The sequence below is a fragment of the Paenibacillus sp. NPDC101420 genome, assembly GCF_050277435.1.
Lineage (GTDB): Bacteria > Bacillota > Bacilli > Paenibacillales > Paenibacillaceae > Paenibacillus_AQ.
This window is the reverse complement of the sequence record NZ_JBNNSE010000007.1, coordinates 181,983-205,746: the sequence shown is the minus strand read 5'-3', so window position 1 is coordinate 205,746 and position 23,764 is coordinate 181,983. Positions and strand designations below refer to the sequence as shown.

The following is a 23,764-nucleotide window of genomic DNA, read 5'->3' as shown; positions in this document are numbered from 1 at the left end:
ACTATTCTAGTTCACTACTAATTCACTGAATCGATTACCGTTATATACGATCTTCAACTTATTCGTATTTGCAATTAACGCTCGCAAGTCAGACTCCGCCGATCCGTATAGAATGGAATCTTTCACTTCTTCCAGTTTAAGCTTGGTGATTTCCGGTTTTGTGGTTAATGTGGCAACGACATCCTCGCCCATATATTTACCGATTACTGTCTCACCTACAGAAGCAGCAGCTAAAGACTCCCAGAACTTAAGAGACTCGGTTTCTTCTTTGGATATATCCAAACGGTTTAGCACTTTCTCTTCCTTGGCCTGTCCCGCTGTCGCTAACGCAGCCGTCAATTCATTTGCAACACGAACATATTCCGCACTTTTTGATGCATACTCAACTTGCAACTCTGCTTCGCTCATTTTCGTTTTTTTAACCTGCGTTTCTACCAAATCCGGCCAACGGGCGCCACTTAAATATTGCATGTATTGATTTAAATCAAACTGAGGCAATCCATAGTAAGTCCCTTCTGAATCATCCATCTTAGCTCGCTTAACATTTTCATCTTCCATGTCGGATTTTAGCTCATCAAAGCTTTTGTAAGGGGCGATCCCCCGCTCATCTGCAATAAATTGCTCCTGCTTGGTCTTTAGCAATGCAGTCATTGCAGATTTTTTGGCGTATTCAGTTGGGGTTTCATGATTTTCTCCGTATTGACGTGTCCAGAAGCCCTCATCTACTTGGACCCCATAAGTTCTGAAGAAATAGTCTGCCGTTATAGCTCTATGCTCCTTGACATAAAATTGAAATTCGTCCTCTGTTACGGCGTATCCATCTACTGTAAATATCCAATCTTCATGTAGCTCCGCCTTTTTGTTAGTTAAACTCAACACGAGTAAAGCAAGAACAATCAGAGTGGTAAACAAAATAATCACGGTTGCTTTTCGTCTAGTAATCCCCATGACGCCCCCCCCCTTTCAAATATTCAACCTAGCTTTGCAAGAAAGCCTATGACAGTGAAATTCATCGCCGTTGCTGGAGAAGTTCCCAAATTTAAATGGTTAGACATAATTGTAAGTTTAGCTGCCCTCTAATGTAAGCGCTTATTTAGACTGAATTAAAACAAATTTGACTAATAAAAAAACAGTTCTAGTTCGCAATTTTGTGTGTGCTAGGGGATCAATATCATATAAAGGAACTGTCGTTTTGACAAAGTAACACCTCAATTTTGGTTTTCAAAAGACAGCCTAAAGGGAGCTGTCCGTTATAATCCCCAAAACACTAATGGCTTCGCCCTCTGAAAACAAAGGACGAAGCCATTAGATATTAACGTTTAAATGTAATTATGGATGATTATTTTAATGTTGATATCTCGTTCTGATTCATTACTCCAGGAAAAATTGCATCGTCCGGTCGGACGAACCCGGTAAATACTCATGTCCAAAGTCAGGATAAATAACAAGCTGCTTCATCGTGTTCATTTTATTGTATGCTGCAAATTGCGTAGATGGCGGGCATATGGTATCCATTAGCCCGACGCTCATCATGACCTCGCCACGAATTCGATCAGCTAGAAATTGTATGTCAATGTAGCCGAGCTTCTCAAATACATCATATTCGCGTTGATGAAGCACATCATAGTAGCGAAAATACGTACGCAGCTCGCCATAAGCTTCTTGATCTAAATCCATGTCCCATGTACGCTTGTAATCACTAAGAAAAGGGAAAATCGGTGCAAGCTTCTTCACTCTCGGCTCCAATGCAGCACAAGCTATCGTAAGTCCACCTCCCTGAGATCCCCCTGCAGCGTAAACGCGTTCAGGATCGACTTCAGGCAGCTTCATCGCTATTCCGGCAAGCTGTGCAGTATCTAAAAAAATGTGACGAAATAGCAGTTCATCCGGGTGATCATTTAACCCGCGGATAATATGTCCGTGATGCGTATTTCCCTTTACCCCTCCTACATCCTCCGAGGTTCCCCCCTGGCCGCGGCAATCCATGGCAAGCACAGAGAAGCCTAACGATACATAAGCCAGTTTCTCGCTCCAATCCCCGGCATGGCCGGAATAGCCGTGAAACATAACGACAGCCGGATGAGGGGTTTCCATATTCTTAGGGCGCACGTACTTCACATGAATTCGCGCTCCCTTCACGCCCGTGAAATACAGGTCAAAGCATTCGGCATGGGGTACTTGAAAGCTGCTGGGCACCAGCTCAAGCTGCTGATCAACAGTCCGCATCTCTGCCAGAGCACGCTCCCAATATTCATCGAAATCCGCTGGGCGTGGATTCGTTCCTTCATAGGTTTTCAATTGTTCTAACGGCATATCAACAAGTGGCATAGTTCTTCTCCTTATTGCTTATTGGGTCGGCATCATCCACTGCATGGAGCGGAATAAACTCGGTCTTTTCTCGGAACCGATGCCGCTTGCCCATTCGATCCAGCCTCGTCGTCCCTGTCCATCATGAACCCGCCATTGAACTCATTGTATACATTGAAACCGATGAGCTGATCCTTGTACTGCTCTATATAAGCTTTAGCGTATTCCGCAAGTCCCCTTCTTCCTATATCCGTGTAGGGTGTTGCATTATTATCGTAGAATGGGTTGTTAAATGCCGCCACAAAAAGCAGCTTAAGATCATTCTCCGCAAGCTTCTGCATATAATCATCCGGTGAAGGGGCGAAGGTATAGATGCCTTTTTGTTTCTCGATGCTGCTCCATTCCATGCCATCCCGAACGAAGGATGCGCCCATATAACGGATCAGTTTACTCAGCTCTTTGCTCCATCCGGAGGCAGTCCAGTTCAAATGCGTGCTGACACCAAACGGTGACTCCCCATTACCGGGTGGCAATGCTGAAGAAACAACGGCGTAAGCTGTACTTCGGACCAGTGGTTCACTGCCGGGTCTCTCCGCAGTAACTTCAAGCGTAAAATAGCCCAATTTGCTGAAAGGCCCGTGATCTGAGCTTTCCCGGCGACCGGACTCTCGCTTCCCGAAGTAATCTGTGCGCCATAAATATCATATGTGGCCCAACTTACTGATGGTCTGTTTGTTCTTACAATAAAAACGTTCGGTTCAGAATCCAGAAAAATATTGCCAAGTGCTGTTTGCTGAATTTTCAGCTCTGGCTGCCAATCACCCATCTGAGCCGTCATGTGGTCAACCAGGATAGTGGCCGGTAACGCGGCGTTCTTCATATCAAATCGGTCGAAAAGGATTGTGATGGCGTTTGCCGGTTTATGCCATACACCGTCATTTGCTCCATTCCAGTAAGTAAATGTGTTCGATCCCATCTGACTTACGACAACCTGCTGCCAATTCGATGTATTTTGCAATGTAATGCGCTGTTGGAATGTTTGCCCTGTCGAATCTGTCGTTCGGATTCGCAGTGATTTCAAGTCCGAGGTTTTGACCCAGAACGCCAGTTGTTCAATATCTAGCTCATCCACCTCTTTTTTTATGGATGCAAATGGCGATCCCGTTGGTCTTAGGCTGAAATCTGCTTTTATTTGTCCCATATGGGCTCCGTTGTAACTCTCAGCTGATTCGATCCGATTGAAGCTTCCCTTCACTTCAGGCGAATCGCCTATGGCAAAAAGCCAGTTATCGTCCCCTTGCTCAAAATCACTTAGTACTGATTAAAATCCGCTGTTGCATGCGCAGGGCTGTAGAACAATACCAGATTGGACAATAAAACCATGACAATCACAATCGATATTCTCTTCATACAGACGAAATTCCTCCTAAAACATTTTTGTATGCGCTATCATAAAACATTTTGAATGGACCCCGAGGCGTCTGTAATCTCCGTCTATCTCTATTGTTCATATCGTTGTTTATCCTTTGACAGCTGAGCTTGAGAAGCCTTGAATAATATACTTTTGGCCCAGGAAGAAGACAATGAGCAGCGGCACGACTCCCGCTGTAGCGGCAGCCATCATCATGTTATAATCCACTCCCGCTTCCAGCATGAAATTCTGCATGCCTAACGGTACCGTGAACAATCTTTTGTCTAACAGGAAGATCAAGGAATTCTCGTAATCGTTCCACGTCCATGTAAAATCAATAATTGCGAAAGTTGCAAGCACTGGTTTGGATAGTGGCAGAAACAGTTGAAAGAATATCCGGAAATGACCGGCTCCGTCAATGAAAGCTGCTTCCGATATTTCATGGGGAATGCTCATGAAAAATTGCCGAATCATAAAGACGCCGAACACCGTAAATAAGCCTGGGAGGATGAGCGCCCAATGGGTATTATATATTTTCATCCAATCAAACATGATGAATTTCGGGACAAACAACACTTGCTGTGGAATCATCATCAGACACAGATACAGCAAAAAGATGGCGTTCCTTCCCTTAAATGGAATCCGGCTGAAACCATATGCGGCAAAAGCGGCCAACAAAGGAGCTCCAATCATCAAAATCAAAGATATTTTCAAGGAATTGAAATAAAAAAGCGAAAATCCGTCTCCAGTCGTCCAAACCTTAAAATGGTTGGTCCATACAGGATCGTGTGGAATCCACTGAATCGGATAGGTAAAAACGTCCTTCGGCTTCTTAAACGAAGTGCTGATCATCCAGATCATAGGTGACAGCAGCAGCAGACTGGCAAGCGCCATGATGATCGTATTGAAGGTTCTCATCACCTGTGTTCTGATTACTCTTACATTTCTCCTAGCCATTGTGCGTCTCCCCTCTGTTAGTAATGGACCCATTTTCTCTGACCAACCCATTGAATAAGCGTGATGCACAGGATGATCAGGAACATAGTCCACGAGACAGCCGACGCGTACCCCATTTCATAGAAGTTGAAGGCTTTTTTATATGCAAAAATCGAGAAAACCGTCGTACTATTGCCCGGCCCGCCTTGGGTAATCGCATAAATCATGCCAAATCCCTTGATCGAGCCGATAAAACCAGTAATCAATAAGAAAAACGTCGTTGGACTCACTAATGGAAAAATAATGAGATGCAGCAGTTGCCCAAATGTTGCTCCGTCTATCTTCGCGGCTTCCAGTTGCTCGGCGGACAATTCCTGCAAGGCAGCTAAATAAATGATCATGTTATAGCCAATGCCACCTGCGGTCATCATAATCAGCACTGCATACATTGCTGTATCCGGGGAAGCAAACCATTGTGGAGGATCAGTTATACCAATGGAGTGCAGAAAGGCATTTATCGGACCACTACTAGGCTGAAATAGTACCATCCAGACAAAAGCAATGGCTATGCCACTGGTAAAATACGGAGCGAAAAAGAACGCTCTGAGTGTCTTTTGAAAATACGTCCGATTATTTAGCATGACAGCAATCAGAAACCCAAGCATGATAGAAATCGGTACAGGGATCAGTAGCAGCAAGGTGTTTTTGACCGATACTAGGAATAAATCGTCTCTCACCAGCATCCTGAAATTATCCAATCCAACGAAATGCGGGGCTTCCCCACTAGCGAATACCCAATCCGTAAACATTAAATAAAAGGAGAACAGGGCTGGAATGAGCATAAACACGGTCATTCCGATAAGATTGGGAGCGATAAACACATAACCAATCAGCCTCTGTCGCTTCATCCAGCTCACGATCGGTCACCGCCTTTCTCTCTAAATAAAGTAACTTGCATTATCAGGCAGCTAGCGGTGTATAGAGGGATACGGTACGAATCACCCGCCCCTCCTTGGCCAGGTTGTGCTATTTCGATGATGCCTGCAAATTCTTGTTATGCACCCGCGCTAATTCTTTCGCGCCATCTTCAGCTGTCAGCTTCCGAGAAAATACGTTGTCATAGATAGCTTGTTGCTCGCTTCCTGTCTTCCGGTCCATACGGCTCAGACCCAGCGGCAGATCACCGAACATCACACGTTTGATTGAATCCAGATCATACGTGTCTTCCACGCCTTTGAACATAAGCGCGACAGCCTCATCGACCGGGAAGTCCTTGGAGGAAGGTACTCTTCCACCCGCCGCCATCGGCAGCATCCCTTCATCCGCATACCACTGTATAAATTTCCAGGCAGCTTCCTGATGCTTGGAGCTCGGATTGATGGAAATCACATCTCCCAGGCCACCGGCGTTAATATAATCGGTCTGATCCTTGTTCACTTTGGGAGCTGGTGCCGCTGCCACCTTGAACGACCGGGGAAATTCAGCTATATTATTCGTCGTGCGGAAGATCTGGTTCGTGGAGAACAACATTGCGGCTTCTCCTTTCACGAACATCTGGTCCAAGGCAGGCTTCGAAGTGATCTGCTCCGTATGAGGCATCAGGCTCTTATCGGTGAACATCATGTCCGAATAGACCTGAAGCGTCTTGACCGTTAGCGGGTTATCAAAAGCGGAAGTTCCATCGTCTTTGGTCAGTTGCAAACTTTGCTTCTGCAAGGACCCGTTGATAGGCACGGTGAAGTAATAATCGCTCTGTGCCAATCCCCATACCTTGTCACTCTTCAGTTTGGCAGCGTAATCTCTGAACTCTTCCAGCCCCCAATCCGTCGGAACCGGCAGTCCTTTTGCATCGAGCATATCCTTGTTCAACCAGACAAAAGACAAGCCTTTTTGGGTAGGCAGACCATAATACTTGTCGTCTACTTTCCATAGCGCAGCGCCTTCCCCCATCTTATCGTTCACGTTGTAATCGGAGAATTTGCCCAAATCAAGTGCGTTGCCTGCTTTAATCCGTTTCTCGTAAAGGCTGAAATCATAGTTGACGTACATGTCCACGGGCTGATTAGAGATGAGAGCTGTATCCAGCTTCAGGTTCCCAGCATCGTCATTGACGAACCGCACATACTCCACCTGAACATCCGGATTTTGCTTATTCCAGTTGTCTACGACCTCTTGTGGGCCATTCTCGGATGGTACCGCTCCCCACAGGGTAAGTTTGATCGGCTCACTGCTGGTCTTAGTTGCTCCAGGAGAAGTCGCTCCCTCCGCTTGCTTGCCACCCCCGCTTCCACCACAGCCGGCGAGTGCCAGAGGCACGGTCATAAACAGAGCAAACCCTGCCATCATCCATTTTCTGTTTCTCATCTTCCTACAACCTCCCTTTGATTGGATTGTTTGATTCCACCTAACTATACCAATCAATCCCTTGCCTCATCAGGGTTGAAACTTACAGATGAATAGTACAAAACTTAGGTATTATTCTCACGCCTGAAGGAGCTAGGCGTTTGTCCAACCATGCGTTTGAACACCTTAATGAAGTATGCATCATCGGCAAAGCCTGTCTGAAAAGCGATCTCCTCCACATTCAGTTTGGAATGCAGCAGAAGACGCTTCGCCTGCTCGATCCGGATGTTTTGCAAAAAGGCGATCGGTGTCAGTCCGGTTTTTTTACCAAAAACGGTGCTTAGATAGTCGACGTTAATGGATACCAGCTTGGCTAAATCCGCAATCTTGATATTTTCTTTGAAATACTCCAGCATATATTGAATCACCCGATTCACCTCAGGATGATCTGTAAAACTTACATGTTCTTCCTTCATTTGCTGGATTAGCTTATGTATGACTTGCTGTACATGAACAAGCAGCGACTCATGGCTGATGGCTGAGTCAAGTTCCTGCCGGTACTCCGATTTTCGTCCTGCCAGCATGGCTAGCATATGAACAAGATGGGCAGCCAGTATCTTCACTTCTACATGGGAGAACAAAGAGGCTTCCATGCTCTTCCACATTAAAGCTGTCACCTCGGTGCATTGGCGTTCGTCGCGTGCTTCGAAACGCCGGATCAGCTCTGCTTCCAGCTCTGCGATCGGCGGCAGTTCATGCCGCTCCTTTACCTGACCTCCCATTGAGCCGTACCAATATCCGTTCAACTGATTCAGTGCTAAGCGCCAATCCTGGGACAACTGGCTCAGACTGCTGCCGTAAGCCATTCCAATCGAAAGGTTATGTTTATGTCTGTTTGCACACGCTGCCTTCTTCCCAAAGCTCCAGCAAAAGAAAGTTGTCTGTCCTCCTTCATGGAAGAGTTGAACCAACAGATATTCCTCTGTCTGAATATTCATCTTTTCCGCAGCAGCGGGTACTGCTCCACTCAGTATGGTATAAATTTCAAGTTCTAAGCCGTGGAATTTCTCCGTTACCGCAATTGTTCCGGTCTGATCTTGATCGGACGCTGCGACCGTTCCCCGGATACCCGACCAAATACGGTGATAATAAGGATAAAGTGCCTCACCAGCTACGCTAAGCTCCTCAAGCAGTTCTCCCTTAATCCGTGCCAGATTCTCGAGCAGAACTTCATCATTCAAGGAAAGTTTCAAGAGATAGTTGAAGGCCCCGTATTGAAGGGCATCCCGGGCATATTCAAAATCGCTCATAGCCGTCAGCATAATAAACCGGCTGCGAATTCCCGCTTTCCGTGTCTCCTTCAACAGTTCAATCCCGTCCATCCCCGGCATAACAATATCCGCGATCACGACGTCAGGCTTAAGCTCCAGGATAGCCGTAAGAGCTTCCTTACCGTTCCCAGCCTCACCCACAACGTAAAATCCGTGCCGTTCCCATTCCACCGTCTCTCGTAGGGTCTCCCTGACAAATGCCTCATCTTCCACTAGTAAAATCGCCCACATGCCCATCGCCTCCTTCCTGTGAATAAGGTGTTGCTATCAGTAAAGGCAGCCGGAGCCGGACAAGGGTCCCTTCCGCGCCTGAAATAATCTCCATGGAACCTTCCCGCTTAAAAAGCAATTGTAGCCTTTCTCTCAGATTACTCAGTCCGATGCCATGACCGCTACGTCTTCCCGGTTTTAGTGCGGCCGCTTCCATGCCGATACCATTATCCTCCACCTCCAGGATAAGTTCTCTACCCTCCGCTCTCACCCTCACCCAAATCGTGCCACACCCGTCCGTCATGTCAAAGCCATGGACGATAGCATTCTCCACCAGAGGCTGAAGACTAAGCTTGGGAACGAGAGCATGTTGAACCGGCTCATCCAATTCATAGCGGACGATGAAATGATCCCTGAAGCGAAAGGACTGAATGGATTCGTAGGAACGCAGCAGCTTCATTTCTTCTTTAAGGGGAATCAGCTCAATTTCCGAGTTCAGGCTGGCCTCCAGGATTAGCCCCAAAGAAGTGCAGATGCCAGCGATCGCTTCCTGCTTTTCTTTTCTGGCGATCCATTTGACCGTATTCAAGGTGTTCAACAGAAAATGCGGGTTCATTTGGGAGAGCAGCATTTGAAAACGTACCGCCTGCTTCTGCCGCTCCTCCAGCTTAAGCTTGTTAATGAGTGCGATGACATCATCTATCATGTGGTTAAAGCTGTCACCCAGGGAACGCACCTCGTCAGTTGCCCCCTTTCCGATACTGATTTTGACATTCAGCTTCTTGTCCAATGCCTCCTCCATGCTCCGCTCTAAGACAACCAACGGCTTCGTCATACGAGCCGATAGGATGATGGTTACTAGCACGTAGACGATGACCAGAATCGTCAAAAAGAGGAATGCGATAAACCTTAATTGCCGGATTTCCTGCTGAAGTTCGCTTAACGGCATTTGACTGACCACATACCAATCCAGATCTTCAAGATAGCTGTAATTGACTAGGGATGAAGAACGTTTATCCTCATAGTGTCCTTCCTTTGCCTGTAGCGACGTAATTCTATGTAACATATCCATACTGAAGGTTGTTTTCTTACTTTGGAGAATAGTCTCTCCTTGTCCCGTAAAGATGGTCAAATCCTGGTTAGCCGGACTATCCTTTAATGTGCTCAGGAACCATTCCTGAATATTGATGCTGATGCGAGCCAGTCCGAAGTTTCCACGCAGTGGGTCATCCAGGACTATGTACAGGCTTAAAACCTTGCTTCCTTTACTGCCTATTACGTCATTCCAATCATCAGCCACCCATCGGTATGAATGTGTCCCGCTATGTAGCTTATCCTGCCAATCTTGTAAGGTTTTGAGCTCGTTAGTCAACCGTCTGGCAGGTGCATAGGAGGTGTATACATTGCCCTTCAGGTCGATGAATCTAAAATACAGTTCTGTCTGATGGAAGAAGAAACTGTTGTTGATGCCAAACATCTTACTCTCGACGACTTTCTTTCGCTCAAGGGGATCGTACTTGTCCGGATCGTGCATAATTTGGATTAGGCTCTCGTCCTGGCTCAGCATAATATTCGCCTTATAGGCGAATGCCATCATATCTGTCAAGGACACATGAACCTGCTGCATGTGCTCGGACATCCGATCCATCATATCCTTCTGACGAATCGATTCAAAATGCTGGAACAGATAAAAAATAGCTATGCACAAAGGAAACATCAGAAGGGTGATATAAGCCATGATCAGCCTGTACTTCAATTTGTTCGGAAGCAAATAGCGCCAGTTGAACATCGTGTAGGATCCACTCCCAAAAATGTAGTTGAATGTTCTCATTGTCTGAAGAGTTTCCAGATTTCTCGAATAGGCAAAAAAAACCTCTGTTTCAAGAGGTTTTTTTCCACAAGTCAATCGTGGGTATTGATGTATGGAGTATGGTTAACAATACTAGCCTTGCAGAGCCACTTCCGATACTTAAGTCCGGCTCATTCATTGATCTTGCCATGAATCTCTCTTTATTCATTCGATTATATCATCTGTAAAACGAATCCAGAAGATATAAAACTTGTTGATTCATATAACGATTCTTGGGAGTTGCAGAACTGCAGACAGGTCTTTGTTGTCTGCTATTCGTATACGCGAATCTCGAAGATCTCGGCTCTCGGGCAACCGTTCGTCGCCTCTACCACAACGCGGAGACGATCAGAGGAAACCAGCTGATCTAATGAATGGACAATTCTGCGTTTTCGGTTGTCTCGGCCTTCGGCAACGGTAATCCATTCGCCATCCACATCAATCTGCACAAGGTAATCCTTGACTAGTTCGGGAATCACTTCGAACGTTGTGCGGTGATGATGAAGATTGATCAGATCCTCGTTCACATCGTCGTTAAATGTGATATGCACCGTGCGAATGCTGACCGGTGCTGGCCAATTGAGCTCTAACCACTCCGGTGAGTCTTTCCGAAGTGAGGCTGACGACCACAGATGCGGACCAGCAAACGGTCGGTGATATCCGTCGATAACCTTATCCGCTGCGTATGCTTGCGTTGGCGAGAGGAGACGGAAGCAGATCGGTTTGCGGTTAAATGGACGCATATTCCACTGCACGACCGGCTGACTTGGTTGATGATCTCCGAGATCCGGAGAAACCACGGGGCGTGGCCCTTTCGCAAATGAAAGCACTCCAAATTGAGACTCATCAGACAGATGTAAGGCAAGCCGTTCGTTGGCTTTGACCACGAGGAATGCGTTTTGTGGGGTGGCCGGCTTCCAATGGAGGTTCACGATCACATGTTGTCCTGTGCCTTTTGTTACCGGTGTCAATGTTGCAAGTTGTTTCGTATGCGGGACATAGTTTTCACCGCGACCGGTGTCCCATAGCTCCAGCTCCAATGTCGTGTTCTCTGCGGCATCGACGAATAGAGCGATTCCGTTCAGCTCCGGGTCGACCGGCAGAAGCAGGCCGGTGTCGGAAGCAAGTGGATAGGTTTCGATCGGCTTCTCCACAACTAGTTGCGTCAATGTACTGGAAGCTTTTAATTTCGCGCTCCGTGCCAAATCGGTCACATCATCATTGCGTAGACCGATGATAGACGCACCTTGGTGAAGCAATGTTTGCTGAAGTTCACGTAGATGAGTCTGGTATAGCTCACGTGGGAAGACTCCTTTCTCAGTACATAATGCAGCCCCAGTGCCGGCAGCCTCGCCGATGACGGCACATGTAGCCATGACACGGGTCGTTCCGAAAGCCACGTGCGATGCGCTGATGTCGCGGCCGGCCATGATCAAATTGTTCACGTTGACAGAATATAGGGAACGGAACGGAATATGATAGACTCCGTCTGCATGCAAATGCTTGGAGCCACTTTCAGTCGAATACATCCCTTGTGGCGGGTGCAAATCGATAGACCAACCACCGAAGGCCACACCGTCTTCAAACTCGCGCTGAGCAACGATATCGTTCTGGTTTAGCATATAATCACCAATGAAACGACGGTACTCCCGCTTGCCTGGAATCGAGCCCACCCACTCCAGCGTCATATTGTCGGCATTGAAGTTGCCGGAATTTTTAATATAGTCCCATAAGCCATAGATCACCGCCCATAACTCGTCACGGATACGTTCGTTGTCGAGAACCGTATCCATTTCACCGCCCCACTCGATCCACCAATAAGCGCATCCATTATCGCCACTGCGGATGACGCGCGTCATCGGAATGGTCGTCTTCGTGATATCCTTCGCAAAACTTGGCGGTATAAACTTGACCTGATGGCCTGCATCCTTCGTATAGAAGAACATTGTACTTCCCAGTGTAATGTCATCCGCAACGGGCGGTGCCCAATCCTCGTTGTACTCTTCCCTCGCCTCTCGGCCGATACGATGCTTGGCCCCGGCCAGAAATCCAACCAGTCCGTCGCCCGAGCAGTCTAGAAACATTCCACTTTCAAAACGAATACGCTGCTCTGACCCCATCATCCAACCGGTAACTGAACGGATGACCCTATTGTCTGCATCGCCGTCAGCTTCCATCTCATGAACATCGGTATTCAAAAACAAGCGGATATTGGGCTCTGCGCGAACCGTTTCAAGGAGAACCATATCCCAAATATAAGGATTCCCGTCGATATTGCAGTACTGGTTTTCAAGAAAAAGCTCACCCATTATGCCGGTTTCTCGCGCATACCGATTCGTTCCGTGAGCGGTAGCTCCGCACACCCATACACGTACCTCGCTGCTTGAATTTCCGCCTAGCACAGGACGATTCTGAATAAGTGATACGGACCTGCCCAAACGGGCTGCAGCAACAGCTGCACTTACTCCCGCCAAGCCGCCGCCGACGACTGTAATATCTGATATGATAACTTCCTGTCTCATGATTGAACATCTCCTTTTAAAGAACTATAATATCCATGATTTCATCGTATGTTATCAACTTTTCAATTTCCATACACCATGTTACGATAAGGCATATACTTTATTTCATAACATTGGTGGCGATAAAATGCGAAGTGACTTTGCGATCCGGCTAGTGACTCACTTTTATTGGGACAAGAAAGAGTCGTTTGCTCTCGACCGGGATATTTATTCCTATTGGACAATATTGGCTGTGGAAGAAGGCCGATTCACTTACCGCATTGAAGATCAAGAAGGCGAAGCAGGGTTCGGCAGCTTGGTGGTCTGTCCTCCGAACACCTGGTTTCATAGGAAGACACTTGAGCCTTTGACCTTTCACTTTATTCATTTCACATGGAATACGGAGCCTTCGCTTGAAGAACAGCGCTCGTTGACTGGCAATCTGATGATCGCGGACATCGAACGCCTGTGCTCCGACTACCGCTACTTGCGGCTAATTGCGTTGGAACAGGATAAGGCCGCAATAGAGCGAAAACAACACCTTGTAAGCGATATGTGGCGTTTGTACGAGCTGGAGAGGAACGTTCCGAAGGAAATAGGGTTAACAGTGGTGATTGCCGATGAGGAGATGCGGAAGGCGGCCCACTTCATCACCGCCAATATTTTCGGTCCGGTCGATATGAAGAGCTTAGCGCTCTCGCTACAGCTTACCCCGGTGCAGTTGACGAGACGTTTTCGTGCGGCCTACGGAATGACTCCCTCTGAATATATGACTCGGCTACGGCTGGACAGGGCTAGCAAATTGCTGCTAGAAACAGAGTTTAGTATCGACAAAATTGCGCAGCTGTGCGGATATGAGAACGGCTTCTATTTGAGTCGTATATTCCGGAACAAACGGGGAATGCCTCCTTCTCAGTATCGTAGCCTGCCTCGCGTCTAGGCTTAGATCGGACGGATGAATTCTCTTGCACAAGCAATTTAGGGTATATGGGGATAATGAATACAATGCAATGGTAACATCAGTTAATATAAGAACGACAATCGGACCATAATCTTGGCTCTTTTCGATTGAATAGAAAACCGCGATTTACGCGGAAATTAATCGGTATATGTTGTTGTCGCTCGACAACTGGATCTTGTTAGGTTGTTTCTCTTTCAACTATCCTGCCCTTGGGACTTGATCCCGAGTGCCATAATGTTCACCTCTATCTCTCATGACCATAAATAAAACGGACCGCCTTCAGTAGACTACACTGGAGTTGGTCCGTTCTCCATCTAATATCCGACGCCTTCTCCCTCATCCGGGTGCAATCCTGCTTGCTTCAATTCCTTAGCTAGGATTTCTGAAGCACTACTACCTGTTCGTGTAAATATCACTCAGTTGTGAGCCTTGAATGATTAGCATTTTACATAGTTCAATACTAAATTCCAAGAAATAAAAAAGCCGAATGGATTGTTCTCATCCACTCAGCTCATAGGTTTATTTTACAATAATCTGTATAGTATCACTTTCCGTTGTTCCACTTCCATTCATAAACTCACAGCGATATTGATAGATGCCAGGAGATTTCCCTGAAATTTGTGTAGTGGCCGATTGAGCACTTGGTGTTTGTGAAGATAAAGATTGCGTTTCAATAAGTTCGCCATTTTCATATAATCGATACTGTGTTGCGTTCGTGCCCCACCACATATTAGCAGTAATGTTATAGTCCCCATCTTGATCCCAGTTGTCACTAGACAAAACAGGTTTGCCGGGCTTCGCATCAGTCACGGTGACGGTGTGTGGATCACATGAAGTCGTTCCATACAAATTCGATAACTCACATGTATACACATAGGTTCCATTAGGCTTTCCTTGAATAGGCATAATGGAAGTCTGAGCAGCTGGCGAAACATCGGTGAGTGACTTCGTTTGGATCAATTGGCCATTCTCGTACAGCTTATACAGTGTGCCATTGTTTCCCCACCACATATTCATCGTAACCTCATAATTGCCATCATGTAAGCCTGTCGCAACACCGCTATTATTCGATAGTGTCGGTTTACCTGGCACCCCATTTGCAAGCAACGGCAGACTACTGGAATGCCGTTCGAACTTGACTGCATCAGCCCTGGTATAAATCATATCGGCAGGTAGAGTTGGCGGATCTACCGTTGTCGGAGTAACCCTTGTTAAACGAACATACTCGCTGCCGTCTCCAGTAAAGTCGAACGTTCCTAGATTAACCCAACCCGACGAGCCAACGGTTGCATCGATATACGTGACCTCGGTAACCGACTGATGCTTCACTTCCACTTTGACATAATTGTCATTTGCCGTCGTATGGACGAGCTTGTAGATGGAGACCGTATATTTCCCCTCTGGAAACTGGCCTTTCCACGTCGCTGAGGATCCTTGAACGGTAGAGTAACGGGACTTCACACCAATTTTGTATCCGGCTAAATTGCTTTGGCTCCAAGACCCTTCTGTCGTGTACAACCCAGTCGTATTCGTGCTGTCGACAATAACCGTTAATTCCCTGATCGCAATTCTCAAAGGCGGTGTTGTTAAGGTCACCCCGTCAATCGTTACAGTGGCCCATACCTCAATGTGATCCTTTTCCCCGTCGAGACTTAGAAGGGTCAACAAACCGCTACTGTCCACTTCAGCCAGATCGGTTCGATCAACGAAATACTGCACATTTGCCTGTGATAGATCACCAATCAGACCATTATCCAAATAGCCGGTTACGCTTAGTTGTGCGGTTTGAGTCATCTGCAGTTCGTTCCGATCCGACAGGATCACCGCAGACTCCAATTGCGGTATCTTGTTCGGGTCCACCCACATCATCGCATCGGCGACTACCCGTGACTTATTGGCCTTATTGGTTAATTCCACGTACCCACTATCGCCTGCTGCAAAAGGATAAGCACCCAGGTACACCCAAGTACCATTGGCCGCTGTCTCATCTACGGTAACCGTCTCGGAGCCTCCGCTATAATAAACGGTAAATGAGGCATTCGTTGCCCAATTTTCACTAGCAGCGGTTATTTGCGGAAGCTTATAGTACACACTGTAAGTAACACTTTCCGGCAGATCAGGTCGCCAAACAATTCTGCTTGTCGCTGTGCCAGCAGTCGATTTGGCATACACATAGTTATCATAATAATAGTCGTTAGCCGTTGTATCCCGTATCCAGACGCCTTCTGTCTCTGCCTCCGTATTATCCACAATGATAGATGAACCCTCCTGCCAATCCGGTTGAACTGGAGTTTCGGTTACCTGATCAGGCAGATAGAGTGTCCGCTTGCGGGTCTGTTTCCCGTCCGATTCCACATAATAAGTGAAGGTTTGGGATAAATTGTTTACCCGTATCGACCATTCCATCGGATAGATCTTATCTGGAATGGTTGTATACGTAGCCCCGCCATCCAAGGAATAATGGATCGTCGCTGGTTTCGTCGTTTTTGCCTGCACATAAGCATCGTAGGCCGTTTCGTCGGGCTTGACGATCAGCATGCCTTTAACCGCATCTATTGGACTGTGGATATCAAAGAAATAGCTGGCATCCGATGTTTCAGCAGTTCTGACCTGGTGAAGCGGCACTTCAATGTTGAGTCCTTCCACAATGATAGCGGTTATTCCCTTGCTTGAAACCGTGGCTTGAATGATTCCACCACTCATAACCGCTTGCTCAGGTGTGCCATCGTCGCGGATGATGGTTACGGTATAATCTTGTGCCGGGTTGAACCCAATGATTTGCGCATTCAATTCGATCGGAGTCTGAACTTCAGCTGCCGATTCGTTGCTTAACCCGATGTAGAATTTATTCCCGCTCTCTCCCGTTATCCAATTCAATTGAGAATGGTTGGTCTGAATTATCCCCTTAGGCATCCAGAGCCAAACGTTGGAATTACCGTAAAAATGACCTGGTTTATTTCCATAGAGGTGATATTTGAACCATAGAAAATTAGTTTCAAATACAGAAGGAAATGTAATACTTCCATTCGATTTCAACGATTGTTCGCTGATCAAATAATCTATCGTTTGCCCGAGCTGTCCCGGTATATGGTGATAATAGATGGATGTAGCCCCGCTTGGGCCTTCCAGAGGAAACTCCGGTTCAAGTTGACTAACGGCGAAGCCCTTATAGTAATACCCTGGATAGCTGGAATATCGTCCGATGACTGCATTATGAGCAATATCCTGCAGCAATTTATCGCCTGTATAGAGCGACAATCTCAGCATGAATGGAGCTTCCTGAGCATTCATCCGATAATAACCAGTTGTACTTCCCGCTTCAAACGTCAATCCATTGGGAGAGACAAGCAAACTATCCGCTTGTACGCCTCCGGCTACATCTTCTGGGAGCTTGATCCGAGGATATTGATATTTACCACTTTCCGGCCAATGGAACGACTCCGCGTAATTATACGTCTCAGGCTGCGGAATCGTAACGGCACCTTCAGGAACCGGACGAGCAACGAACATCGTTGCATACCGTTTGGCTTCTTTATAAGCAGCATTCAAGTATTTGATATCCTGAGTTTCCTCGTAAAGCTCCAAGATCTCCATCCACAGCTTGCTATAATAATAAATGAACTCATTTTTACTCACATTTACGGATGCAGGCGTATCAATATGCTGCATGATATAGCTGTCGGCTGCATCCTTGGCAGCCTGTAAATACTGCGCATCTCCCGTCATACGATACATCATCAGGGGCTGAATGACAGGACCCCGGTCTTTCTGGTCAGGATCACGCACGAGGTACTCTTCCTGTGCCAGCGCTCCAATTCCTGCCGTAGTCCCCATCATCTGATTGACAGCGGCTACGCTAGAAAAATCAAATGGCAAGGTTGCCATTTTCCATAACGACGGCACACCGTATACTGGCTTCTGCGTCGGCGACCAGCCTATACCATTTCGCGATAAGCCATACTGGACGGACGGCAATGCTCTCGTATCGTAAAGCTGGTCATCCCCAGTCAAATAGTAAGCCCCCAAAAGAACGGCATTCGAGCTTGTTCGAACACTATCCTCGTTTTCGATGTCAATAAAGCCCTTGGCACGGCTCCACCATCCGCTGGGTGACGGGACATAATCAACAGAGTCATCCCCTTGCGGCTCTATCTTAAGTAAATCGATCATATTGAACATCGCGTCAGTAAGCGACTGATCTGATACATTTTCCCGGTATGCGGAATAACCGTACTCATTGCGAAGAATATCCGCGTAGGACTCATACAAATTGCTTTTTTGAGCGATTAGTCCCATATGAAATTGATAAGTGCTTTCTGCGGTCATTTGCGAATATGTCCCTAATTGAGGAGCATACAAGATTGGCTGCACGCTGCCTTCGTTGTTGACAAGGCTCATGCCAAGCCTTTGTTTCGTAACACCTCCCGTCGGTTCAAATTCAACCGGGAGCTCATCCGAAGGTACAAATACCCCATACGTCAATGGATTCCCCGAACCGTCATTCTTTTCAACCAGACTCATTGGAGCGCTTAGCTCCCTTAAGCTTGTTGATTCCACCGAACCTACCATTTTGGCGTGTGACCTGAAACCATTTAACACTTCATTGATGCCAGAGATTTGCTCAGTTGTGAAAGACTGATAGCCGATCACGTAATTTCCATCCCGGCGGGGTGTAAAAGCGAAGGAAACATCAGGTTTGTCCCCTGACATGGACCAGTTCACTTGTAAATCGTAATCGCTTCCATGTGAAGAATCGGTTAATATCGCCGTGTGGCTGTCAGGGAAATCAATCTCGTCGAATGTAATCCAGCGTTTGTTCATCGTATCGTAGTAATTGGTTAGACTCCCCGCATTTCCATCCATTAAGACCCATTGCTCTTCAAGTCTTTCCGCCACATTATTGACAGGCACCCAGTTCCCCGTATCCGTGTCCTTGTAGAACATATCACGAACGATGGATTTGCCACCATCCCAAGCTGCTTCATAGAAGGTTACTTTGTAGCTGGCATTCTCGATGCTGCCTTTTTCCGTGTAACTGAGATTCGCCAATGTACGGCTGCGCAGCGGAGGCAACGGCGGAGCTTGCTGCCGGATATTCCCTTCAAACTTGACCGCATCGGCCCGCGTAACGATCTTTCCGGTCGTAGGTTGCGTTCGAGTCAGTCTGACAAATTCGCTATCATCACCACTGAAATAATAGGACCCCAAATCAACCCATCCGGCCGATGGGCCCGACGAGGGCCTCAGATCCATGAACATGACATCCGTAATCCCATTGTGAACAATTTCAATTTTAACATTACTGTCTGCTTTATCCGCCCAATCAAGCTTGTTGAATGAAATTTTCGCCGTCCCTGCTTCCAATCGCGGATTCCATGTGATGCTTCTTCCTACTGCATCGGTAAATTTGGAACTGGAATTATGATATCCCTTCACTCCCGTACTTGTAGTCCAATAAGGAGCGGAGAACCCGTTATTTGCGTTATCTACATCAGTGGTGACGACATCATCAATCGTGATGCTTCCATCATCAATGATGATCGTCTTATGCGGCTCTTTTTGCTGAATATTCCCTTCGAACTTGACCGCATCTGCACGAGTAATTATCGTGCTGGTTGTGCTGGTAGACCGAGTTAATCTAACGAATTCTTTACCAACTCCGGAAAAATAGTACTCTCCCAAATCAACCCATCCCGCAGGAGCACCAAATGAAGGCCGCAAATCCATATAGAGAACATCAGTCGTTCCATTGTGGACGATTTCAATTTTTACATTGCTATCTGCTTTATCTTCCCAGTTAAGTTTGTATAACGAAATTTTCGCCGTTCCCGCTTCCAATCGTGGATTCCAGGATATCGTTCTACCTGCTGTACTCGTATATTTAGAACTGGAGTTATCATATCCCTTCACCCCTGTACTTGTGGTCCAATTCGGAGCTGAATATCCGTTGTTCTCGTTACCCACATCAGGTGTCACAACATCATTGATCGTGATGCTCCCGTCATCGATGATAATCGTCTTATACGGTAAGGGCTCCGCGTATGCGGTCCTTATTCCGACTAGGCTGAAAGGAACTAATATCGTCACGATGAAAACGATTAAGAAAAACAGCTTCCTTTTTATCATACAACTCACAGCCTCCCTTGTGTTGATAACGCTTTCAAAATAATGTTGCCCTCCTTTGTTCGAAGATCGTAAAGAAGCAATTAGCCTTTCTGTCGGTTTTATCATAGCATGTTACAGAACTGTGAAATTTCTTTAATTTTAAGAATTTCTTATAAGATTTTAAGCAAGAAGAAACGACTTTGTCGTCCTTTAAAAAAGAGACCTACATCATAACTGCCCGCTCAACTGCAGTCAGTTATGATGTAGGTCTACCAATTGTACAAAGCCTAATGATTAATTATAATGGCGGCTGCACTAATAACAACTTCCCAAGCTGAATCACCGTTTGATCATACCAATCTGGATGCTGCCTAACGTGCTCTCTACTTCGTTCATTGCCGCATGCTTCAAACACGGCCGCTTTGTCTGTCTTCTCGGTATCGATTTCAAAGCGAACCGTATGTTTTCCATTCGGGAGCTCCGGCAAGAATACATACTGATTTCGATTATGATCGTTGTGTAGTGTGAATCGATCGATAATAAAGGGTTCCCCACCATCCACCGACACCTTCAATCTGCCAGAATCAGGCCCACCGATATCGAATAACCCGATATGGGTGCCCTCGAACTGCACCGTGATAGCCTCTCCAGGATCGACTGCTCGCCATAGGCCGGGGAACAACCAATTGTACTCGCGCACTAAAGCAAAATCATCGGGCGTCATGTAAGACCATCCTGCGGAAAAAGTAGTAAGACTATCCAGTGACAGCATGGTCGCATACTCCCAAGGATTAGCCGGAACCAACGGGTTCTGAGGTAAGTGATGTACTAACCTTCCCTGATGACCTCTGAGTTCGATAATTACCTCAAATGACCGGGTGATCGTATCCGTGTAAATCTGGTGTCCTTCGGGAATTGTCGGATGGATCGAATCATGCGTAAAAACAACGGCACCAGAAATGGACACGTCTTCCCTTGAGGTAAAAACGAGTTTTCCCTCCGACACCAAGTGACTGACCGCTACGCCCAGATGAATCGAAGGAATACCATAATAGTCGGCCACTTCCTCTTGCATTAGAGCCCCCTTCTGGTATTCCCCAGACTGAAATAAGGCCACATCCCGCTCCTTCAGCGTATAAACGAACAGGATATCGGTAAACCGGCTCCGCTTGCGGATCTGACGGACAATCCCTTCGATCCGCGCCTTGGATTCGGGATCTCCGCCATCGTTACCGACAAATTCAACAAATACTAGATCAGGCCGATGACGCAGTACATCTGTCTCCAAACGGGCACAGCCCAAATCCGATCCTGTCCCATTAATGCCTGCATTCACAGAGCGGATATCCGCCTTAGGATATTTCTCACGAAGCCAATCCGCCGTCATGACCCTGTAGCCTTCAGAACGGGTATTACTGCCGCCGAAATAGACGATTGTTACGGTATCCCCATTTTCCAATTTCTGAATTATATTGGGGAGCCCATTACGTGGGAATAATTCCTTCATCGTTACTTCACCTGACCTCATTTATCAATTTTAGGAGCAAACAATTTTACTGCAAACACTTCAAAATAAGGCGAACCATACGTTGCGCAGAAATTAATCCGGATTCGGGTTACATGTTTCGCATCCACCTTATGTTTATTCAACGTGAGATAATTCCCACGAGTTATGATTGTCCTCTCGGTTCCGTCTTCTAAGGTCAAGGTCATATCATAATCTTGGATAAGGGACTCGATCGGGTCGTTGAAATGCTCCAAATCCAACTGTGAATTGAAAACAAGATGGATTTCGTCTACATTTTTGGGGCTTGCAAAACAGAATTCCAACCATTCCTGTTCTTCCGTACGTTCAGAAATCCAGCCGTTCGGTAGACCATAAGGTCTGGAGAAGCCGTTGACGACATTCTCGGGATTATACATACTCTGGGACGGTAACAGATCCTTGAAGCAAATGCTCTTATTGAATTTCTTCAGCCTGGACGGCTCTTCCGGCCTATAATGGAAGCTGACTGCTCCTGTTATTTTTTCTTCATTGCCGTAGACGGCAAGGCTCGCCGTACCTTCCAATACGATGTAGATTTTGTCGTCAGCCGGTTTCTTGCAGCCCAAATTTAGCGTAATCCAGTCATCATGACCGGCTGCAATATCCAAGCGGTAATCTTTCAACTCGCTAGTGGGAATGTAGTTTTCCTTCCGTTCCCCGGCAAACAGCTTTACATGCAAAGTTTCCGAATGCTCGGACCTATTTTTAATTTTGATCCGTACACTTTCAGCCACGGATGTCTGAATCGGCAAGACCAAACATAACCCTTTCTCCAAGGGAATCTCTTCAGTTGGATGAGGATTATCATAGCTGCGCTGAGACGAGGCACGAATAGTTAATCCGTCAGCGAAGTAAGGATTCAATTCCTCTTGAAGCCCTACAATCGTTTGGCCATCTCGAAGCAGCAGCGCCTGCAGCTCCTCCATATGAGATTCGACTATGGCCGCAGGGTCTATCTCATATTTCAAGCATAACGAAGCTGCCGTTCCAACCGCCTGCCCCATACAACCGCAGGTTGCCATTACCCTAGTAGATCCGAAAGCCACATGGGTAGCACTTATATTGCGACCAGCGAACATGAGATTAGGAATATTTCGTGAATATAAACTGCGGAAAGGGATATTGTACAATCCAGGCACGAAATTCCATGCTGTAGCTGGCCCCTCATCGTAGATGCCCTTATTCGCATGTAAATCCATATACCATCCACCGACGGATACAGCATCTTCGAAATGCGGCTTTGTTGTAAGATCGTTCTGAGACAACATGTGGTCCCCTATGAACCGCCTCGACTCCCGCTTTCCAGGAATCGGGCATACATAATCCAAGATGAGATTGTCTACATCATCAAATTCGCCGCTATTTTTGATATAATCCCAAATCCCGTACACCAATTTCCGCAGTTCCAATGCGATGTCTTCATTATTCTTGATAATATCCATATGTCCACCATATTCCAGCCACCACAATCCGCCAAGCCCATTGATTTTTCTTGGTAAAGCCCGATGGTTTAAGCCTTTTCTGATACTATCGAAAAAAGCCAACTTCGTAATATCATACGCAAAGCCAGGTCTTTTGAATGGAACGGAATATTCTACGTCACGGGCTTGAAACAGGATCGTATCGCCCATGGTGTAATGGTCCGCCACTTCAGGAGCCAATTCTTCCATGTATTCATGCTTCGCTTCTCTCCCCCAGCGGAAGAGAGCACCTGCTTGATATCCGACAACTCCATCTCCGGAGCAATCGATGTAGGTTCGGCTTTCGAAACGGAATTTTCTTTCGGAAGCCAATTGAAGGCCCTCCACCCATTTAATTCTGCCGTTCTCCATGCCCGTTTCATGCACGCATGTATTCAGAAATAGAGAAATGTTAGGCTCAGCATAAACCATATCCAACAAGACCGTATCCGAAAGCGAAAGCATAAGCTTCTTGTTGTATAACGGATTATAGTGAAAAATCTTCAACTTGAGTTCTTCCACCAATCCGCCCTCACGTGCATAATAGGATGGACTGTTTCCGAGATATGCTGACCCGTTGATATGAACCCGGACCTCGCTGCTCGCATTTCCTCCAAGAACCGGCCGATCATTAATAAGTGAAACCTGCAGCCCTTGGCGTGCGGCAGCAATGGCAGCGCATATCCCAGCAATACCTCCGCCTACGACGGTTACATCTGCTTTAATAAGCTCCATTTTGATAACCTCCATGATTAGATCCTTCTATCATGGTAAGCCTTTTGATGTCCTTTTTTTTACATGATT

At 46.6% G+C, this 23,764-nt stretch carries 14 protein-coding genes; 1 reads left to right on the top strand and 13 read right to left on the bottom strand.

The features are described 5' to 3' along the window. Positions 1-6: 6 nt before the first annotated feature. The 10 genes from ACQKMP_RS25340 to ACQKMP_RS25295 form a co-directional block, all read right to left on the bottom strand. Positions 7-948 (bottom strand): hypothetical protein, encoded by a 942-nt coding sequence (locus tag ACQKMP_RS25340; RefSeq protein WP_339241195.1) that lies wholly within the window; start codon positions 946-948, stop codon positions 7-9. 423 nt (positions 949-1,371) lie between these two features. Next, positions 1,372-2,328, bottom strand: coding sequence for an alpha/beta fold hydrolase (locus tag ACQKMP_RS25335; RefSeq protein WP_339241192.1), 957 nt, complete (start codon positions 2,326-2,328; stop codon positions 1,372-1,374). Positions 2,329-2,360: 32 nt separating this feature from the next. Further along, positions 2,361-2,795, bottom strand: a complete 435-nt coding sequence (locus ACQKMP_RS25330; protein WP_427471657.1) for a hypothetical protein — start codon at positions 2,793-2,795, stop codon at positions 2,361-2,363. Then, on the bottom strand, positions 2,792-3,562 hold the full coding sequence (locus ACQKMP_RS25325) for a hypothetical protein (protein ID WP_427471655.1): 771 nt from the start codon (positions 3,560-3,562) through the stop codon (positions 2,792-2,794). Before ACQKMP_RS25325 ends, ACQKMP_RS25330 begins: the two co-directional genes overlap by 4 nt. A 264-nt stretch (positions 3,563-3,826) precedes the next feature. Continuing rightward, positions 3,827-4,675: a carbohydrate ABC transporter permease gene (locus ACQKMP_RS25320; RefSeq protein WP_339241187.1), complete on the bottom strand. Its 849-nt coding sequence runs from the start codon at positions 4,673-4,675 to the stop codon at positions 3,827-3,829. Between the two features lie 17 nt (positions 4,676-4,692). After that, a complete protein-coding gene (locus ACQKMP_RS25315; RefSeq protein WP_427471747.1) occupies positions 4,693-5,562 on the bottom strand; it encodes a carbohydrate ABC transporter permease in 870 nt (289 codons plus the stop codon). Positions 5,563-5,680: 118 nt separating this feature from the next. After that, positions 5,681-7,018, bottom strand: a complete 1,338-nt coding sequence (locus ACQKMP_RS25310; RefSeq protein WP_427471653.1) for an ABC transporter substrate-binding protein — start codon at positions 7,016-7,018, stop codon at positions 5,681-5,683. A 104-nt stretch (positions 7,019-7,122) separates the two neighbouring features. Further along, positions 7,123-8,559, bottom strand: coding sequence for a response regulator transcription factor (locus ACQKMP_RS25305; RefSeq protein WP_427471652.1), 1,437 nt, complete (start codon positions 8,557-8,559; stop codon positions 7,123-7,125). Next, the gene (locus tag ACQKMP_RS25300; protein WP_427471651.1) at positions 8,531-10,327 is read right to left on the bottom strand and encodes a cache domain-containing sensor histidine kinase; all 1,797 of its coding nucleotides are present in this window, start codon (positions 10,325-10,327) and stop codon (positions 8,531-8,533) included. The genes ACQKMP_RS25305 and ACQKMP_RS25300 overlap by 29 nt, the downstream gene beginning before the upstream one ends. Positions 10,328-10,659: 332 nt before the next feature. Continuing rightward, positions 10,660-12,909 (bottom strand): FAD-dependent oxidoreductase, encoded by a 2,250-nt coding sequence (locus tag ACQKMP_RS25295; RefSeq protein ID WP_427471650.1) that lies wholly within the window; start codon positions 12,907-12,909, stop codon positions 10,660-10,662. Between ACQKMP_RS25295 and ACQKMP_RS25290 the strand changes: the two genes are divergently transcribed. Next, the gene (locus tag ACQKMP_RS25290; protein ID WP_427471649.1) at positions 12,908-13,828 is read left to right on the top strand and encodes a helix-turn-helix domain-containing protein; all 921 of its coding nucleotides are present in this window, start codon (positions 12,908-12,910) and stop codon (positions 13,826-13,828) included. The genes ACQKMP_RS25295 and ACQKMP_RS25290 overlap by 2 nt on opposite strands. A 540-nt stretch (positions 13,829-14,368) precedes the next feature. Here ACQKMP_RS25290 and ACQKMP_RS25285 read toward each other — a convergent pair. From ACQKMP_RS25285 to ACQKMP_RS25275, 3 genes are all read right to left on the bottom strand, one after another. Continuing rightward, entirely contained in the window at positions 14,369-19,975 is a 5,607-nt protein-coding gene (locus ACQKMP_RS25285; protein WP_427471648.1) for a hypothetical protein, read from the bottom strand. Between the two features lie 277 nt (positions 19,976-20,252). Beyond that, positions 20,253-21,461 (bottom strand): GDSL-type esterase/lipase family protein, encoded by a 1,209-nt coding sequence (locus ACQKMP_RS25280; RefSeq protein WP_341128298.1) that lies wholly within the window; start codon positions 21,459-21,461, stop codon positions 20,253-20,255. A gap of 17 nt (positions 21,462-21,478) precedes the next feature. Beyond that, entirely contained in the window at positions 21,479-23,710 is a 2,232-nt protein-coding gene (locus tag ACQKMP_RS25275) for an FAD-dependent oxidoreductase (RefSeq protein WP_427471647.1), read from the bottom strand. Positions 23,711-23,764 lie beyond the last annotated feature (54 nt).

What these genes read in the sequence shown, in the direction of transcription:
- ACQKMP_RS25335 (WP_339241192.1), bottom strand. Translation starts at nt 2,328, where the DNA reads ATGCCACTTGTTGATATGCCGTTAGAACAATTGAAAACCTATGAAGGA.
- ACQKMP_RS25295 (WP_427471650.1), bottom strand. Translation starts at nt 12,909, where the DNA reads ATGAGACAGGAAGTTATCATATCAGATATTACAGTCGTCGGCGGCGGC.
- ACQKMP_RS25275 (WP_427471647.1), bottom strand. Translation starts at nt 23,710, where the DNA reads ATGGAGGTTATCAAAATGGAGCTTATTAAAGCAGATGTAACCGTCGTA.
- ACQKMP_RS25310 (WP_427471653.1), bottom strand. Translation starts at nt 7,018, where the DNA reads ATGAGAAACAGAAAATGGATGATGGCAGGGTTTGCTCTGTTTATGACC.
- ACQKMP_RS25340 (WP_339241195.1), bottom strand. Translation starts at nt 948, where the DNA reads ATGGGGATTACTAGACGAAAAGCAACCGTGATTATTTTGTTTACCACT.
- ACQKMP_RS25300 (WP_427471651.1), bottom strand. Translation starts at nt 10,327, where the DNA reads ATGTTCAACTGGCGCTATTTGCTTCCGAACAAATTGAAGTACAGGCTG.
- ACQKMP_RS25315 (WP_427471747.1), bottom strand. Translation starts at nt 5,562, where the DNA reads ATGAAGCGACAGAGGCTGATTGGTTATGTGTTTATCGCTCCCAATCTT.
- ACQKMP_RS25285 (WP_427471648.1), bottom strand. Translation starts at nt 19,975, where the DNA reads ATGATAAAAAGGAAGCTGTTTTTCTTAATCGTTTTCATCGTGACGATA.
- ACQKMP_RS25320 (WP_339241187.1), bottom strand. Translation starts at nt 4,675, where the DNA reads ATGGCTAGGAGAAATGTAAGAGTAATCAGAACACAGGTGATGAGAACC.
- ACQKMP_RS25290 (WP_427471649.1), top strand. Translation starts at nt 12,908, where the DNA reads ATGATTGAACATCTCCTTTTAAAGAACTATAATATCCATGATTTCATC.
- ACQKMP_RS25305 (WP_427471652.1), bottom strand. Translation starts at nt 8,559, where the DNA reads ATGTGGGCGATTTTACTAGTGGAAGATGAGGCATTTGTCAGGGAGACC.
- ACQKMP_RS25280 (WP_341128298.1), bottom strand. Translation starts at nt 21,461, where the DNA reads ATGAAGGAATTATTCCCACGTAATGGGCTCCCCAATATAATTCAGAAA.